The 15,711-nt window shown below is 32.5% G+C and carries 22 protein-coding genes and 1 other RNA gene; 8 read left to right on the forward strand and 15 right to left on the reverse strand.

Annotated elements, in window-relative coordinates:
• Positions 1-153: 153 nt before the first annotated feature.
• The 3 genes from RR554_RS03350 to RR554_RS03360 are packed head-to-tail and all read left to right on the forward strand — an operon-like array spanning position 154 to position 2,066.
• A complete protein-coding gene (locus tag RR554_RS03350; protein WP_332462834.1) occupies positions 154-495 on the forward strand; it encodes an ArsR/SmtB family transcription factor in 342 nt (113 codons plus the stop codon).
• The gene (locus RR554_RS03355) at positions 488-1,717 is read left to right on the forward strand and encodes a chloride channel protein (protein WP_332467417.1); all 1,230 of its coding nucleotides are present in this window, start codon (positions 488-490) and stop codon (positions 1,715-1,717) included. The genes RR554_RS03350 and RR554_RS03355 overlap by 8 nt, the downstream gene beginning before the upstream one ends.
• Position 1,718: 1 nt before the next feature.
• Positions 1,719-2,066, forward strand: a complete 348-nt coding sequence (locus tag RR554_RS03360; RefSeq protein WP_332462836.1) for a potassium channel family protein — start codon at positions 1,719-1,721, stop codon at positions 2,064-2,066.
• Positions 2,067-2,116: 50 nt separating this feature from the next.
• Here the strand turns inward: RR554_RS03360 and RR554_RS03365 are convergent, their stop codons facing one another.
• The 4 genes from RR554_RS03365 to RR554_RS03380 form a co-directional block, all read right to left on the reverse strand.
• On the reverse strand, positions 2,117-2,794 hold the full coding sequence (locus RR554_RS03365; RefSeq protein ID WP_332462837.1) for a GTP pyrophosphokinase: 678 nt from the start codon (positions 2,792-2,794) through the stop codon (positions 2,117-2,119).
• Positions 2,795-2,922: 128 nt separating this feature from the next.
• Positions 2,923-3,675, reverse strand: a complete 753-nt coding sequence (locus RR554_RS03370; protein WP_332462838.1) for a 16S rRNA (uracil(1498)-N(3))-methyltransferase — start codon at positions 3,673-3,675, stop codon at positions 2,923-2,925.
• A 4-nt stretch (positions 3,676-3,679) separates the two neighbouring features.
• On the reverse strand, positions 3,680-4,627 hold the full coding sequence (prmA, locus tag RR554_RS03375; RefSeq protein WP_332462839.1) for a 50S ribosomal protein L11 methyltransferase: 948 nt from the start codon (positions 4,625-4,627) through the stop codon (positions 3,680-3,682).
• A gap of 15 nt (positions 4,628-4,642) precedes the next feature.
• Positions 4,643-5,119 carry a DUF3013 family protein gene (locus RR554_RS03380; protein WP_332462840.1) on the reverse strand — a complete coding sequence of 159 codons (477 nt, stop codon included), beginning with the start codon at positions 5,117-5,119 and terminating at the stop codon, positions 4,643-4,645.
• Positions 5,120-5,230: 111 nt separating this feature from the next.
• Between RR554_RS03380 and RR554_RS03385 the strand changes: the two genes are divergently transcribed.
• The 4 genes from RR554_RS03385 (at position 5,231) to RR554_RS03400 (ending at position 7,605) form a co-directional block, all read left to right on the forward strand.
• The gene (locus RR554_RS03385; protein ID WP_332462841.1) at positions 5,231-6,502 is read left to right on the forward strand and encodes a replication-associated recombination protein A; all 1,272 of its coding nucleotides are present in this window, start codon (positions 5,231-5,233) and stop codon (positions 6,500-6,502) included.
• 59 nt (positions 6,503-6,561) lie between these two features.
• Positions 6,562-6,750, forward strand: a non-coding RNA gene (gene ssrS, locus RR554_RS03390) — 6S RNA.
• Positions 6,751-6,830: 80 nt separating this feature from the next.
• Entirely contained in the window at positions 6,831-7,100 is a 270-nt protein-coding gene (locus RR554_RS03395; RefSeq protein WP_332462842.1) for a hypothetical protein, read from the forward strand.
• 25 nt (positions 7,101-7,125) lie between these two features.
• On the forward strand, positions 7,126-7,605 hold the full coding sequence (locus tag RR554_RS03400; protein ID WP_332462843.1) for a universal stress protein: 480 nt from the start codon (positions 7,126-7,128) through the stop codon (positions 7,603-7,605).
• Positions 7,606-7,748: 143 nt separating this feature from the next.
• Here the strand turns inward: RR554_RS03400 and RR554_RS03405 are convergent, their stop codons facing one another.
• From RR554_RS03405 to comGA, 9 genes are all read right to left on the reverse strand, one after another.
• On the reverse strand, positions 7,749-8,933 hold the full coding sequence (locus RR554_RS03405) for an acetate/propionate family kinase (RefSeq protein ID WP_332462844.1): 1,185 nt from the start codon (positions 8,931-8,933) through the stop codon (positions 7,749-7,751).
• A gap of 24 nt (positions 8,934-8,957) precedes the next feature.
• On the reverse strand, positions 8,958-9,983 hold the full coding sequence (locus tag RR554_RS03410; protein WP_332467418.1) for a class I SAM-dependent methyltransferase: 1,026 nt from the start codon (positions 9,981-9,983) through the stop codon (positions 8,958-8,960).
• A 97-nt stretch (positions 9,984-10,080) separates the two neighbouring features.
• The gene (gene comGG, locus RR554_RS03415) at positions 10,081-10,437 is read right to left on the reverse strand and encodes a competence type IV pilus minor pilin ComGG (RefSeq protein WP_332462846.1); all 357 of its coding nucleotides are present in this window, start codon (positions 10,435-10,437) and stop codon (positions 10,081-10,083) included.
• Positions 10,400-10,843 (reverse strand): competence type IV pilus minor pilin ComGF, encoded by a 444-nt coding sequence (gene comGF, locus RR554_RS03420; RefSeq protein ID WP_332462847.1) that lies wholly within the window; start codon positions 10,841-10,843, stop codon positions 10,400-10,402. Before comGF ends, comGG begins: the two co-directional genes overlap by 38 nt.
• Positions 10,819-11,118, reverse strand: a complete 300-nt coding sequence (locus tag RR554_RS03425; protein ID WP_332462848.1) for a hypothetical protein — start codon at positions 11,116-11,118, stop codon at positions 10,819-10,821. The genes comGF and RR554_RS03425 overlap by 25 nt, the downstream gene beginning before the upstream one ends.
• Positions 11,102-11,554, reverse strand: coding sequence for a competence type IV pilus minor pilin ComGD (comGD, locus tag RR554_RS03430; protein WP_332467419.1), 453 nt, complete (start codon positions 11,552-11,554; stop codon positions 11,102-11,104). Before comGD ends, RR554_RS03425 begins: the two co-directional genes overlap by 17 nt.
• Positions 11,554-11,862, reverse strand: a complete 309-nt coding sequence (comGC, locus tag RR554_RS03435; RefSeq protein ID WP_332462850.1) for a competence type IV pilus major pilin ComGC — start codon at positions 11,860-11,862, stop codon at positions 11,554-11,556. Before comGC ends, comGD begins: the two co-directional genes overlap by 1 nt.
• Positions 11,862-12,941, reverse strand: coding sequence for a competence type IV pilus assembly protein ComGB (comGB, locus tag RR554_RS03440; protein ID WP_332467435.1), 1,080 nt, complete (start codon positions 12,939-12,941; stop codon positions 11,862-11,864). The genes comGC and comGB overlap by 1 nt, the downstream gene beginning before the upstream one ends.
• Positions 12,856-13,821, reverse strand: a complete 966-nt coding sequence (gene comGA, locus RR554_RS03445) for a competence type IV pilus ATPase ComGA (RefSeq protein ID WP_332462851.1) — start codon at positions 13,819-13,821, stop codon at positions 12,856-12,858. Before comGA ends, comGB begins: the two co-directional genes overlap by 86 nt.
• Before the next feature lie 123 nt (positions 13,822-13,944).
• Between comGA and RR554_RS03450 the strand changes: the two genes are divergently transcribed.
• Positions 13,945-14,280 carry a hypothetical protein gene (locus tag RR554_RS03450; protein WP_332462852.1) on the forward strand — a complete coding sequence of 112 codons (336 nt, stop codon included), beginning with the start codon at positions 13,945-13,947 and terminating at the stop codon, positions 14,278-14,280.
• A 48-nt stretch (positions 14,281-14,328) separates the two neighbouring features.
• Here RR554_RS03450 and RR554_RS03455 read toward each other — a convergent pair whose 3' ends face one another.
• Together RR554_RS03455 and RR554_RS03460 are read right to left on the reverse strand one after the other, a co-directional pair.
• Positions 14,329-15,054 (reverse strand): YebC/PmpR family DNA-binding transcriptional regulator, encoded by a 726-nt coding sequence (locus RR554_RS03455; protein ID WP_332462853.1) that lies wholly within the window; start codon positions 15,052-15,054, stop codon positions 14,329-14,331.
• 68 nt (positions 15,055-15,122) lie between these two features.
• Positions 15,123-15,641 carry a VanZ family protein gene (locus tag RR554_RS03460; RefSeq protein ID WP_332462854.1) on the reverse strand — a complete coding sequence of 173 codons (519 nt, stop codon included), beginning with the start codon at positions 15,639-15,641 and terminating at the stop codon, positions 15,123-15,125.
• Positions 15,642-15,711 lie beyond the last annotated feature (70 nt).

Here is a 15,711-nt window from a genome sequence, read left to right on the forward strand (position 1 = left end):
TTATACTCACTTTAATTTGTTATTTCAATCTTAAAAAAACTAGACTTTTTAAAGGATTTCAAAAAACATTCTTATATAAATAGGAATGTTTTCATTTTTATGTTATTATACTTAAAAATATATTTATTACACAAATGAAAGAAAAAGGTGATTATGATTAACACTGAAGAAACACTTCAACTTTTATCTAAAGTTGAACCTGAAAAAATGAGTGCTTTTTTTAAATTAATGTCAGAAGAGATTCGTTTTAAATTAACTTTCCTTTTAGCCCATGAAAAAGAAATGTGCGTAAGTGACTTAGCAAAATTGGTTGATGCCTCAGTGACAAGTACCTCTCATCATTTACAGATTCTAAAAAAAAATAACGTCATCGATAATCGTCGTGTAGGAAAACAAATTTTTTATTTTGTTAATAATGAGCGTGTTCGCTACTTTATTAATACTGGTCTTGATTTTCATCATCTCAAACAAGGAGGAGTAACATCTAATGAATAAAACTAATTTATTTTTTCGTATTTTTTTCTATGGTTTAATTCTAAGTAGTATTATTGGAGCAATTTCTTTTATTTTTATCTTCTTAGAAAGCAATATTTCTCACTTTCTATGGGGTAAACTCTTAAACGATCTACCTTACAAGATTGTCTTTATTTTACTTTTTTGTTTACTGGGAGGTCTCATTGTCGGCAAGTTAAGAAAAACTTGGGGAGATTATCCTCAAACTGCTCACTATACAATTGACCACTTAAAGAAAAATAAGACGCTCAATTATCAACCTGTTTTCAAAAATTTATTAGTAGCTCTTTTAATTTTAATTTTCGGTGCAGGCGTTGGACCTGAAGCCGCTCTTTTAAGCGCTATTGTTATGTTATCTGTTTGGCAAGCAGATAAAATGCGTTACTTATTTTTTAATAGAGAAGTGTTTGATGAGTTACCTGTTTTAAGTCGAATAGGTCGCATGCTACATCCAACAAAATATGTTGTAACTTTTGACCCTGCTATGGCCCCAACAGATAAAAATTTTGTTTCTACCAAAAAAGCAATGAATATGTTTTTTGTGGTTAATGGTCTCATCTGTTTTACAATTCTTATGAAGTTAGCTAAACAACCTTCCTTTATCAGTGACATGGGACACTCTACTTGGCATACTAAAGACTTATGGGTATTTATTCCTTTAGTTCTTTTTGGTGTCCTATCAGGTAAAATTTATAATTGGTTTAAACAAAAAATGACTATTCTTTTTTCATTTTGGTCTGATAATCCTGTTAAAAAAGCTTTATTAGGTTCTTTAGCCATTTTTATTATTGGTTCTTTTTTACCTAATTTATTATTTTCAGGACAAATCACGTTAGGGTCTGTACCAAAAGAATACATCCAATATTCTGCACTAATTTTATTTATTGTCGTCATCGTTAAACTTGTTTTCCTACAAGTATGTTTAAACACTGGATGGATTGGTGGAGATATTTTCCCGATTGTCTTTGCCTCTATTCTTCAAGGTTTTGCGATTGCCCAATTGTTACCTTATTTTGATGTTGTCTTTATTGTGGCTGCTGTAGCTACTTCTATGGCTGTTACTATTTTAGATTCACCCATTGGCGTTGCCATCTTTATCGCCTTGTTCTTCCCAATTCAAATCTTACCTGTTATTCTTGTAACAGCTCTTTTACTTAAATTTGGAAAAAACTACTTTCAATCAAAAGCAGTTAAGGTGAATTAAGATGTTTGGCTTATTTATTGGGTTTAAACGACTAAGTCAATGTTTGGTTCGATGTTTTAAAAAAGAGGAGACAAAAGCTCTACTTGTTGCAACAAGTATTATTCTATTGGTAGGTACCATTTTTTATCACAATGTCGAAAAAATGAGCTTTATCGATTCTTTCTACTTTAGTTTTGTAACACTTGCGACTATTGGGTATGGTGACCTTCATCCTGTTACCGTTATAGGAAAACTCTTCACAGTCATTTATGGTATTTTAGGATTAGGGCTTGTCAGTCTTTCTGTCGGTGTTATTGCAAGAGAATTAGTCAATATTAGAAACATTAATCAAAAAAAGAATGATGACTAATAAAATATCCTGTTGAAATAGATTAGAAACTTATTTCAACAGGATATTTTTTATATGCCATCAATACCATTTCGAATAGCTAGCATTTCCATTTCTAAATTCGAAATAACTTCTGCCGTTTCAACTAAACGATTGGATAATTTCTCATCATCAACACCTTTTTTATACCGCAGCCCATGTTCTAAACTTGCCCAATAATCCATAGCAATTGTTCTAAACTGGATTTCAACTTTAATATTTTTAGTTTCCTTAAAAAAGAAAACAGGTATTTCCACAATAACATGTAAGCTTCGATATCCACTTGGTTTAGGGTCAATAATGTAGTCTTTTATTTCTACTATTTTAAGATCTGATTGGTGACTTAGTGACTCTAACACCATGTAAATATCATCTACATAAGCACAAATCACTCGAATTCCTGCTACATCTGATAACTCATCTGCTACTATTTCTTTCGAAAATTCTAAATTTTTTCTGTCTAATTTTAAGACAATACTTTTTAACGTTTTCACTCGGCTTTGAATTTGATGAATCGTATTACTTCGACCAATTCTAGGTGAATTATTTAACTCTCGATCAATAATCTTTAATTTGGTTTCCACTTCATCAATTGCAGATTGATAATAAATAATTAAAGAACGATACATCTCTAGTGCTCCCACATAAGAATGAGATCTTGGGTCTGCATCATTAACTAATCTAATTAACTCTTCTGTTGAATATTCCATTAACGTTTCACTCCAATATACTAATCTGTCCCCTTACTATATCTATATTATATGAATATTTATTGAATAATGTCTATTAAATACAAAGAAAAAAGATGACAAAAAATTATTTTTATCATCTTTTCATTCTAATTTAGTAACTCCCATTGATAACTCATAGCGGATAATGCATATAAGGGAGCTGTTTCTGCTCTTAAAATTCTTGGACCTAAACCACATAGCACGCCTTGATAACTTTCAAAAAGTGAAATTTCCTCTGGAGTAATTCCTCCTTCTGGACCAAAAATAATTAATATTTTTTCACCTGGTACAATCATTTGCAATGATTTAACTAAACTTTTTGTCTCGCCAATTTTTGCTGATTCTTCATAAGCTATCAACACATGATCATACTGTTTTAACTGTGTTTCTAATTGTTTAAAACTTGAAAGCAATTGAATTTTTGGAATTTTTTGTCTATGTGATTGCTCAGCAGCCTCTTTAACAATTTTTTCAAATCGTTGATTTTTTTTACCTAATTTTTTTTCATCCCATTTTACAACAGAGGTTTTACTAGGAAATCCAATTAATTCTGACATTCCTAACTCTGTTGCTTTTTGAGCAACCCACTCTAATTTATCACCTTTAGTATAGCCACAAGCAATACTCACTGAATAAGGCATTTCTTTTTGAGCTGTTTCTTTCTGAATTTCTTTTAGTTCAATTTGATTTTCTAAAATACCAGTAATCTCTGCCACAATAGCAACCTCATTACTAAATGTTAAAAAACATTGATCGCCAATCTTCATTCGCATGACATGAGACGCATGATGAAAGTCATCTCCAGACAAAACAAACAACTGATGGTCTTCGTATTCCTCATTAATAAAATAACGTTGCATCTTACTATTCCTCAGTACTTTTCTTCAAGATAAGTGCTAACCAATCTTTCTGTCTAAATCGTTGGTCTACTTCAAACCCATTCTCGTAAATTGCTTCTAAAACATCGCCTTCTTTATTTTCAATAATTCCTGAGACAATGAAAGTTCCATCATCTTTTAGACAGCGAAACGCATCTGGAATTAATTCAATAATAATGTCTGCCAATATATTAGCAACAATGACATCTGCTTTTTTTTCAATTCCAACTAATAAATTATTTGCACCAACAATCACATCTTCAGCCACTGGATTCAAATTCATATTTTCTTTAGCTGAGGCAACTGCCACTTCATCTAAATCATAGGCATACACTGTTTTAGCACCTAAGCATTTACTGGCAATACTTAATACACCAGACCCTGTCCCAACATCAATAACAGTTTCATCTCCTCTTAACACTACTTCTAGCGCTTGAAGAGTTAATCTAGTTGTTGGATGTGTCCCTGTTCCAAACGCCATTCCTGGATCCAACTTAATTATATGCTCATCTTTAGAATAAGGTGTATATTCTTGCCATTCAGGAACAATGGTTAAATATCTCGTAATATTAACCGGATGGTAGTATTTTTTCCACGCTGTTGCCCAATTACTTTCCACAACTTCTGAGGTTTCTATTTTGTTCTCACCAACATCAAGTCCAAATGACGTTAATTCTTTAATTCTACCCTCTACTATTGGTAAAATTTCTGGTAAGAAGGTTGTTTCAGGAAAATAAGCAATAACTTTTGCACCTTCTTTGATATGATCAAATGTTTCTGCATCTAGTATTTCACCAAAAGCATCACTTTCAAAATTCACCACATCTAACGCGTCTTCAATCGCAACACCATTTGCTCCAGCTTCCATTAAAATATTAGAAACTGCTTCAACAGCCTCACTTGTTGTTAATACTGAAACTTGATTCCACTTCATCTTTCTACCTCTTTCTTAGTATTTTGGATATGATACAAATGTATTTGTTTTTATTGTTTCAAGGCGTTTCTCAAAAACAGAATCATCCCATTTCAATTCAAATGTTTCTATCGTTTCATCCATTAAAAAGTCTAATAAATCACTTTGTCCCTCTGTTAAACAGTCATTAAAATAAACTGCAAATTCATGAATCCACTCTTTAGATAGTCCTTTTTTCTTATCAAAATAAATAGTTGTTAAATACTCTTCTGAATCAATTTCTTCTGATTCGTTTGTGTAGAAAAGAATGGCATCTTCAAATTCAATAACTTCTTCTTCGCTTAAAATACCCTCTTCATCTTCAATAGCTTCTTGAGCTTTATTTTCGGCAAACAATGCCACAATAATTTCAAACTGATGTTTTTTAGTATTCCAATCAATTGCAAAATCAACTTCTGTTAATTGTTTTTCTAATTCTTTTTCAATGACTTCTAAAATAGTTTCTTTTTTCATTCTGCACACTCAATTTCTATAGTTTTTCTGTCCTTATCATACCTAAAACACCTTCATTTGCCAATGAAAGAATGTGATATAATAATTAAAAATAGATGAAGGAGGAAAACAATGCAAAAACCATTAGCTTATCGAATGAGACCAAAAACAATTGATGATGTGGTTGGGCAAGAACATCTTGTTCAAGAGGGAAAAATAATCCGCCGAATGGTTGACGCCAACATGTTATCCTCAATGATTTTATACGGACCTCCTGGCACTGGTAAAACAAGTATTGCAAGTGCTATTGCCGGGTCTACGAATTATGCTTTTCGCATTCTAAATGCTGCTACCGACACCAAAAAAGATTTACAAGTCGTTGTTGAAGAAGCCAAGATGAGCGGTACCGTTATTTTGCTCTTAGACGAAGTTCATCGTTTAGATAAACCAAAACAAGACTTTCTATTACCACATCTGGAAAATGGACGAATTGTAATGATTGGTGCTACGACTGAGAATCCTTATATTGCAATTAACCCAGCAATTAGAAGTCGAACACAAATCTTTGAAGTCAAACCACTAAGTGAAGAGAATATCGAAACTGCTGTATTTAGAGCTCTCCAAGATAAAGAAGATGGCTTGGGACAGTTGACTATTAAACTAGACGACGATGCTCTAAGACATTTATCACGAGCAACTAATGGAGACTTAAGAAGTGCTTTAAATGGGCTTGAACTAGCTAGTAAATCCACACCTCCACAAGAAGATGGCGTCATTCATTTAACTCTAGCCATTTTAGAAGAATGCATTCAAAAAAAAGCCTTCTCTCATGATAAAGACGGGGATGCTCATTATGATGTTATCTCAGCTTTTCAAAAATCAATACGAGGAAGTGACGTTAATGGGGCACTTCATTATCTAGGACGCTTGATGGAAGCAGGTGAGTTATTAATCGCTTGTCGGAGACTTCTAGTCATTGCTTATGAAGATATTGGTCTAGCCAATCCTGGTGCTTGTGCAAGAACGGTTTCTGCTGTTCAAGCTGCTGAAAAATTAGGGCTACCAGAAGCAAGAATCCCGTTGGCTGAAACAGTGATTGACCTTTGTTTATCACCTAAATCAAACTCTAGTGTGATCGCTATTGATAATGCATTAGCTGATATTAGAAAAGGATTGATGGGAGACGTGCCTGATCACCTCAAAGATGCTCATTACAGTGGTGCAAAAGAACTAAATCGTGGAGTTGATTATCAATATCCTCATAATTTTCCTGGTGGCTGGGTTAATCAACAATATTTACCAGATAAAATTAAAAATAAAATTTATTATGAACCAAAAGAAACTGGTAAATATGAAAAAGGTCTAGGTCAACGATTTCAAAAAATCAATGACTTAAAAAAATAACTTTTGTCTTCAACGCAATTAATTGCTGATTTAAAATTCTTGTGTTAATATAAACCTATAGATATCTGTGATGTGCGTCGTGCTCCCATTAGTGTTGACCGAACATTTAATATTACCTTGGGAGTCAACCAGCTATTATGAAAAACAAGCCTTTTCACTTGGTAGTTTGACGTAATGCTAACGATTCCCACCTGCATGTAAAGCGGGTTCAACCATTACGAGCACATAACGGCATCGACGGATATTTTTTATGATTATTCAGCAATTTGCATTTTTTGCAAATTGCTTTTTTTAATAAATATATTTTTTAGATAGGATTGTGATATAATTGGTTAAGATAGTTATGTTACTTTTTGCTTTAATTCTTCTTATTATTGGTTGGTATTTAAAGCAAAACATTAACAAATTGGAAGTTGTTTTTACAAAAAACAATGAACAAAATTTACGCGCCTTTTCCTTTAGCTTTATTTTTTTAGGTATTATTGGCGTACTACTTGGTATCTTTATACCTACAAAAGAAGCAACATTATTTTTTGTCTCAGTTGTTCTCATTGTTTCAGCAACCTTCTCTATTCGTCTATCTAAAAAAATGAAATAGGTTTTATACAGAAAGGATGTTTCATATGTTAAAAGAGTACAAAAATATTTTAGTAGCGGTAGATGGTTCCAAAGAATCTGAGCAAGCTTTTAAAAAGGCTGTACAAGTAGCTAAAAGGAATAATTCTATCCTATACATCGCTCATGTTATCGACATAAGAGCTTTCGAATCTGTTTCAAGTTTTGATGAATCATTAGCTGAGGAAGCTGCCAAAGTGGCAAGAGAAACACTAGATGCTTATGTAGCATACGGAGAAGAACATGGCGTTACTGATATTCACTGCCTTATTGAATACGGAGCACCAAAAACTGTCTTGACACAACAAATTCAAAAAGAATATAAAATTGACTTAATCATGCTTGGTGCAACTGGACTAAACGCTATGGAAAGAATCTTAATTGGTTCTGTTTCAAGTTATGTTTCTCGTCACGCAAAATGTGATGTGTTAATTGTTAGAACAGATATCCATAACAATTTATTGGTAAAAGATAAAAAGAAAAAATAAAAAAAAGACTGAATGCAAAATTCAGTCTTTTTTATTGTTTTATCACTTTCTTTACTATTATCTTTTTCAACGACACTAACCTCGTATTCGATAAAAAAATATAGATAATAGTCATAATCGACTGTTATCTATATTTTTATTCTTTATTTTTTTAAAGCTTCAACGTCACGAGCAATCATTAACTCTTCATCTGTAGGAATTAATAATACTTTAACTTTTGAATCATCTGTAGAGATAACGCGCTCTTCTCCACGAACATTATTTTTAGCTTCGTCGATTTCACAACCAAACCAAGTTAAACCATTAATGATTTCTTTACGCATGTTAATATCATTTTCACCGATACCAGCAGTAAAGACAATAGCATCAACACCGTTCATAACACTTACATAACTACCAATGTATTTACGTACACGATCAGCAAAAATCTCTAAAGCTAATTTAGCAGATTCTTTATCTGAACTTTCTAAGTCACGCATATCACTTGATACACCTGATAAACCTAAAAGTCCTGATTCTTTATTTAAAATATTAATCATGTCTTTAATATCAGTTAATCCTAATTTCCCCATTAAGTATTGTAACAATGAAGGATCAATATCACCTGAACGAGTTCCCATAGTTAAACCAGCTAATGGTGTGAATCCCATTGATGTATCAATTGATTTACCACCATCAACAGCAGTAATTGATGCACCATTTCCTAAGTGACATGTAATGATTTTAGTTTCTTCAATTGGGCGACCTAACATTTCAGCTGCTTTTTCTGATACGTAACGATGACTTGTACCATGAGCTCCGTATTTACGAGCGCCAAATTTTTCATAATACTCAGTGTTAACACTATATAAATAGTTAACTGCTGGCATTGTTGTATGGAATGATGTATCAAATACACCTACATTTAAAGTATGAGGTAATACTTTTTCAAACACGCGAATTACTTGTGCTTCAGCTGGATTATGTAATGGCGCAAATTCAGCTAATTCATCAACTAATTTTAATGCTTCTGCATCAATAATTGCTGATTCTTTAAAATGCTCTCCACCAGCAACAATGCGGTGTCCAGCTCCTGTAATTTCTTCATATGAACTAATAATTTTTAATTCAATTAATTGTTCTAATAACATATTAATAGCAATTTCATGGTTTTCGATATCTTTAATTACTTCGAATTTTTGACCTTCACCATGTTTGATTGTAAAGATTGAATCGTTTAAACCAATTCTTTCTACGATTCCTTGAGCGATAACTGTTTCTTCTGGCATGATGTATAATTGCCATTTTAAACTTGAACTACCTGCATTGATTGCAATTGTTTTTGACATAATAATAATTCTCCTTTTATATAATTAATTAATATTTGATTTGCGCCAAGTCCGAAATTCATTAATAAATTTGATTAATGATTGATCGTCCTTAAGGGATGGCAATTCAGCAAGTAACACTTCTTTTGCTTGCTGTGCGTGATCACCTTTGTTTTGTAGTATCAGAATAGATTTACTTAAGCCTTTCTGACTGAAAAGAGAGCTTGGTAATTGTAATACTGCTTGTAAATACACCTCTTCTTTTAACCATGCTGTTAAACAAGGTGCCTGCTCTGTTTCAAAAAGATTACTTGGAACTAAGAATAGACCAAATCCATCACTTTTTACATGCTTCATTGCTTTTTCCATCAACAAGTGATGGGCAAAACTATGCTCTTTAGAAGACGCCACTTTGAATTCTTTCACCTTATCATCTAATGGATAATAACCAATTGGAAGATCTGATAATGCAAAATCCACTGGATCGATTAACAACGAATCCATACTATCCTGGTGGAACAGTTGTGCTTCTAGTCCTATCCAAGCTTCATTTACCGCAGCAACATTAAGTAGTGTATCATCTACATCCACCCCAAAACCAGTAGCATTCATCTTAGCTAAGCCAAGATTCGTCATCACTGTATATAAAAGATTTCCAGTGCCAACTGAAAGGTCTAATACTGAAATGGCTTCTTTTTTATTTGCTAATTGTTCTAACAGATAAACAAATAGAAAACCGATGCCATCAGGTGTTAGTTGATGATTCGCCTGAATACCATCGTTCATCGAGCCCTTTAACAAGACCAATTGAGTTAATTTACGTTTATCTTCTTGTGTTAACTCTAGTCCTTCTAATTGCTGATACATCTTTGTTACTTTATCAACTACTTCTTGTATTGGAACACCATCTATGACACGAACTGTTTGTGAATCAATCAGGTTCTCCATCGTCTCAATATAAGCATCAAAAAAAGAAGTATCTAGTGCTTCTTGTAAAATACTGATTGATTCAAGTAAAATTTGAAACCCTTTTTCTACATCAGTATGAGCCAATACTTCCACCTCTTTCATTCACTATAACAATAATCTCTCACCGTTTCATTTTATCTAATAAATCCGAATAATTCAAGGTATTGTCGCAATAAAAGAGTGAGAAATCATACATTTCTCACCCTTTTTTGATAAATCTCTTTTTCGTCGTTCGCTTGTACTTGTTATTTAGGCTAGTTTTCAATTCTACCTCTTGCGTTTTTTCAAGCCAATCTACTTCAACTGTACCAATATTGTATCTCACTGTTTCATTTTTCACAGTTTCTTCCTGTTGAAGTGATGCCCACGTTAAATTTTCTAAAGAACGAGCAAGATAAAAATCTTTCGTATTAACAAGAACTTCTTTTCTTGCTCGATAATCTTCAGTAACGTACAACGTCAGGATAGTAAACATCACTAAAATAGCTAAAACAGGTAATAAAACACCGCCTTCATCACTAGTTGAATAAGAAGTAAGTATAGGTTTCTCCTTCAAGAGTCGTTACCTCCATTTTAACTAATTCCTTTTCTTCAGAAAAAATCACTTGTTTAATTCCCATAACAATAGGTTGGTGACCATTTTGACTACTTGTTTTTCTAATCATTTGCTGATAGTTCTCAAAAATTATGGTTTCTTTATTCTCTTTGTTTTCTTTTTTGTAATACAACTTGTTATCTTCTATTTTTTGAAACTTTGCTTCTCTAATTTCTGATTCCATTTGTATCTTTCCAATTAAAAGTTCCATGTAATTATCTTTTTTTATATGATTATCCACACCTTGAACCATCGATAAAAAAGGATGTAAAAAAATAAGTAAGCCCATTAGAACAACTAAAGAAATTAAACATTCAATTAAAGTAAATCCTTGATATGACGCTACTGTTTGTTTATTTCTAAGCATATTTCTTCTCGCTCAATTCTTAGATTATTATTTGTCCATGCACTAATATGCATCCCCTTCTGGTTGGCTTTTTCTTCCACCGACTGTCTTTGTGTTTCTTGTGTCAACGAAGTCATTTCATATAATAAGATAGCCACTTCCAACTCATCTTGAGCTTTTTTTTCATCTAGAAGTAGAAAAGTGATGGTTGAAATTAAAAATAAAAGAGAAGTTACAATCACAACCATTGCAATCATACATTCTAATAATAAATAACCACTATTTTTTCTCTTCACGACGTATCACCTTTCCACTACCTAACTGAAAAGAATAAATTATGTTACGTTTGTTTAAATTATCTTCAATTCTAATTCCTTGGATTACCTTAAGATTGCCTGTATTATGTATAAATTCAATGGTGTCTGTTGTTCTAAGGTTCAACGGCTCTTCGACATACAAAACATCTCTATATTGAACGCCATGGTGGTAATATTCAAACTTAAAATAGTTTTCACTTTCAACTTGAGATATTTTAGTTGAATGCTGCTCCAAAATCGCACTTTGATGCGTTTGTTGAATTCGTCTTTCTAACTGACTTAAAAACATCTCTACTTTTGTTTTTTCTTTCCAACGCTTCAAACTAATTAACGGAACGGTTATAAAAATAGTAATCGTTAAAAGTACTAACAAGGATTCAATTAACGTAAAACCTTCATACTCTTTTTTATTCACTACTCCACCTTAATCTCCAGTTTGTCAGCTTTGTCTTTTTGATCTTTTGAAATATAGCCGCCCGCTAATAACTCATCTGTACTTTTTGGTCGTTCATTATTATCTAGATAATACATCTCACTTTGTGTCACAATCACTTTTTCTAACGCTGCATCTCCCTGTTTATTAATTCCATCCGTTTGTTTCATTAAATTCGGCACAAATAAAATAATTAACACAGCAATAACAAAAAGAACTATTAACATTTCGAGTAATGTGAATCCTTGGTAATTTTTCTTTCTTTTTTTTTGCTTATACAATTTAAACATTAATACAATTCCCCCATCCCACTATAAATTGGTAAAAGTAACGCTCCGTACACAGAAATAATTAACACAGCGATTAATAAAAACATTAATGGCTGTAAAAAGCGCATTCGCTTTTCAGCTAAATTAATAAAATTTTCCCACTCTTTTTTACCATAAATTAGCAACTCTTTACCTAAATTCCCTTTTACTTCCCCCTGTAAAATAATTAAATTTAGTTCAGGCTTTAAAAACAACCACTCTTTTACAGGTCCATCAATTGAGATTCCCTCCTCTATTTGTCCTTCTATTTCTTTTGCCATCTCTTGCATCAAGGGTGTATACCCTACTTGATTCATTGTTAGGACCACATCTCTAAATTCCATTCCTTGTGTTAGTAACTTGCCCCATTCTGTTGCAAAAAGAGAGGTGTAATAATGAACAATAAAAGGTTTAAGTAATGGGACTCTTGATAACCAATTAGCTTGATATATAGCTGTTTTTTTGGATAAATAATAATTAATTAAATGATACAAAATAAAAGCGATCACACTAGAAATTAATATTATTACTGGACCGTTATCCACAACTAGTAATCCTAGATTTTTCCCATCACTACTCTCATAAAGATCTGTTAACTGCGGTAGAATATACCACTTCATTCCTAAAACCATACTAGATAAAAATAAAAGTAATAAGATAGGATAACTAATAATTTTTATCAAATGCTCTCGTTGCTTTTCTTTATCAGACATGTGCTCTGCCATTCTAATTAACGTTCCAGTTAAATCACCATGAATTTCAGCAAAACTTAATTGGGCACTCTGAGATTCGCTCAAACACAGACTTTTCAAACACTTATTTAAACTTTTCCCAGCCAGTAATCGTTTATTCATTTCCTTGAGTTCTTTTTTTCTTTTTGGATTAACCGTCATCATAAAAATCAAACTTTTCTCCAATGTAAATCCATTATCCAAAAGTTCTGCTAAGAGAATTAAAAAAGCTTGTTTTTCTTTTCTACTGAAGAAATGCTTTGTAATAAAGAGACGTCTCTTTTGTGATTCTTTCTTTTTGGACTGCTTCTTGTAGATTTTCTTCCCAATTGGTTATCACCCCGTTTATTGACCAATCATATAAAACCGCATATTTTTCTTTACTTATCACAGGTACTAATTCTTGATAAATAACACCTCTTAAACTTTGTATCAACTCAACTTCTGGAATACCAAATTCTTTTAACCGAATTAAAACACTTTCTTTATTCGTTGCATGAATGGTTGAAAATACCATATGGCCTGTCAACGCTGCTCTAACTACCATTTTAGCTGTTTCCTGGTCTCTGATTTCCCCAATAATCAAAATATCTGGCCGGTGCCTCAAGCAAACTTTAACTAATTCTTGATAGGATAGATCTATTTTATTATTCACTTGAAACTGTAAAAATTCTGTATTCTCAATTTCGACAGGATCTTCAATGGTAATTATTTGTTTATTTTTATTTCGATTTAAACTTGTTGCTAATTGGTACATTGTTGTTGACTTTCCTGCTCCAGTTGGCCCTGAAAATAAATACAACCCAGGAACCTGAACAGACTTTTCTAATGCTTCAAATTGTTTATCTAAAACATAGTTCAACTTATTTTTACCACGATTATCTTGTAGAAATCTAACAACTAGCGTTTCTCGATTCAAATAATCTCCCACACTTGATAAACGAATTCGATACGATTTTTTTCCTAATTTAATACTAGTACTTCCTACTTGTGTTTTTCTTTTTTCAGCAATATCCATTCCAGCTAAGTATTTCAAGTACAAAATAATCTTTTCCCCTTCTTCCATTGAAATACTTTCATAGATTTCAATATCATGATGAAAACGAAATGATAAATCATACTTTGTTTGATTTGGAAAAATATAAAGGTCACTTGCTAAATGTTTAAAGCCTTGTTTTAACAATTGACGAACTCTTTTCTTTACATCCATTGGTCCTCCCTTCACCTTCATAACTAATATTCGAAAAAAAAGGTTCTTTTTCTAAAAATTCTTTCAAAAATTGTAAAAATTACTTATACTGACTATATGAATAAGACTTTGGAGGAAAAAATAATGATCGTTAATTTAGTCAATCCAGCAACAGGCCAAGCTAAACAAGCAAAAATAGGGTTCTCTTGGACAGTTTTTTTCTTTGGGTGCTTCCCAGCTCTATTTAGAGGAGATCTTAAATGGTTTTTCACGATTTTAATCGCAAATTTTTTTACTGCAGGTTTTTCAAATCTAGTTTTTATGTTCATCTATAATAAACTCTACTTGAATGACTTATTACTTCAAGGTTTCAGACCGGCAGATGAATTCAGTAAAGACAGACTAATTGCTAAAGGCTTTTTCTTTAATTACGACAGAAAAGAAGCCAACGTAGATGATATGGATGATCTTGATTTCTAACAAAAAATAAGGCAAGAGTCAAATTAATTCGACTCTTGCCTTTTTAGTTTAAATATTAGCTGATGTATAAACATCTGAAACATCATCATCGTCTTCTAAAACATCAACAATTGTTTGTAATGTCTCTTCTTGCTCTGGTGTTAATTCTGTTATAACCTGAGGCACCATTGTTAACTCTGCTTGAGCTAATGTGTAGCCTTCTTTCTCAAGAGCATCTCGAACATCCGCGAAATCACTTGCTTCAGTATAAATTTCATACACTTCTTCACTAGCTTCTAACTCTTCTCCACCAGCTTCTAAAACACTCATCAACATTGTATCTTCATCAACATCTAAGCCTTCTCGAACGATAGCTATATAGCCTTTTCGATCAAACATATACGCCACAGAACCAGTTTCTCCTAAAGAACCACCATTTTTGTTAAATGCGACTCTTACATTAGTTGATGTTCTATTTTTATTATCAGTCAATGTATGAACTAAAACTGCAACACCTGCTGGCCCGTAACCTTCATAAACAATTTCATCATAATTTTCGCCTTCACCAGCTGTTGTTGCTTTTTTAATAGCTCGTTGAATATTATCATTTGGCATATTAGCTGTTCTTGCTTTATCTAAAACTAAACGTAGTGCTGGATTTGAAGAAGGGTCAGGTCCACCACTTTTAGCTGCCATATAGATTTCACGCGATATTTTTTGAAATACTTTTCCACGCTTAGCATCTTGAGCACCTTTTCTACCTTTAATGTTATTCCATTTTGAATGTCCTGCCATATAAATCCCTTCTTTCTAAAAATTTACCATACATGTGCATTCTACCATAGTTACTATCTTTAAAAAGCTTATTTTCGCTTTTTCTTCCCCTTTGGACGATTCGACCAGAAGAAGAGAAACGTTATGAGTACACAAGCTGTCAATGCTCCTAGGCTATCCAAAACAACATCCTGAAACATTGGACTCCTACCACCTGTTAACATTTGATGAAACTCATCAAGCGCCGCATATCCTGTCGCACTAAGCCAAGAAAATAACAAAGAAATCCCCAAATGTTTCACACGAGGATTAATTCCTAAGAAAAAACTACCTCCCAAAACAAAATAAGTAAAAAAGTGAGCGCCCTTTCTAATAAAGAATTCTATAAATTGATGATATCCACTCTCTTTTATACTAACTGGAGAACCTCCATAAGAAAATGAAACACTTGATAAAATATCCTTAAATGGCTCATTTTTCAATATTTTTTGTAGTAGTGGGATAGTACTTTGTTGTTCATATGTTTGAGATGAGCTGACAAATAATACGCCCATCATTATAAAGGCAATAATCAAATAAGCATTCCCATTTTTAAATTGTTTTTGCATGCTAACACTCCTAATCCTTTTTATCGTACCTTGTCTGATACAAATTATCAAATTATTTATGAATGAATCA

The sequence above is a fragment of the Vagococcus sp. genome (assembly GCF_036639995.1).
Classification (GTDB): Bacteria; Bacillota; Bacilli; order Lactobacillales; family Vagococcaceae; genus Vagococcus.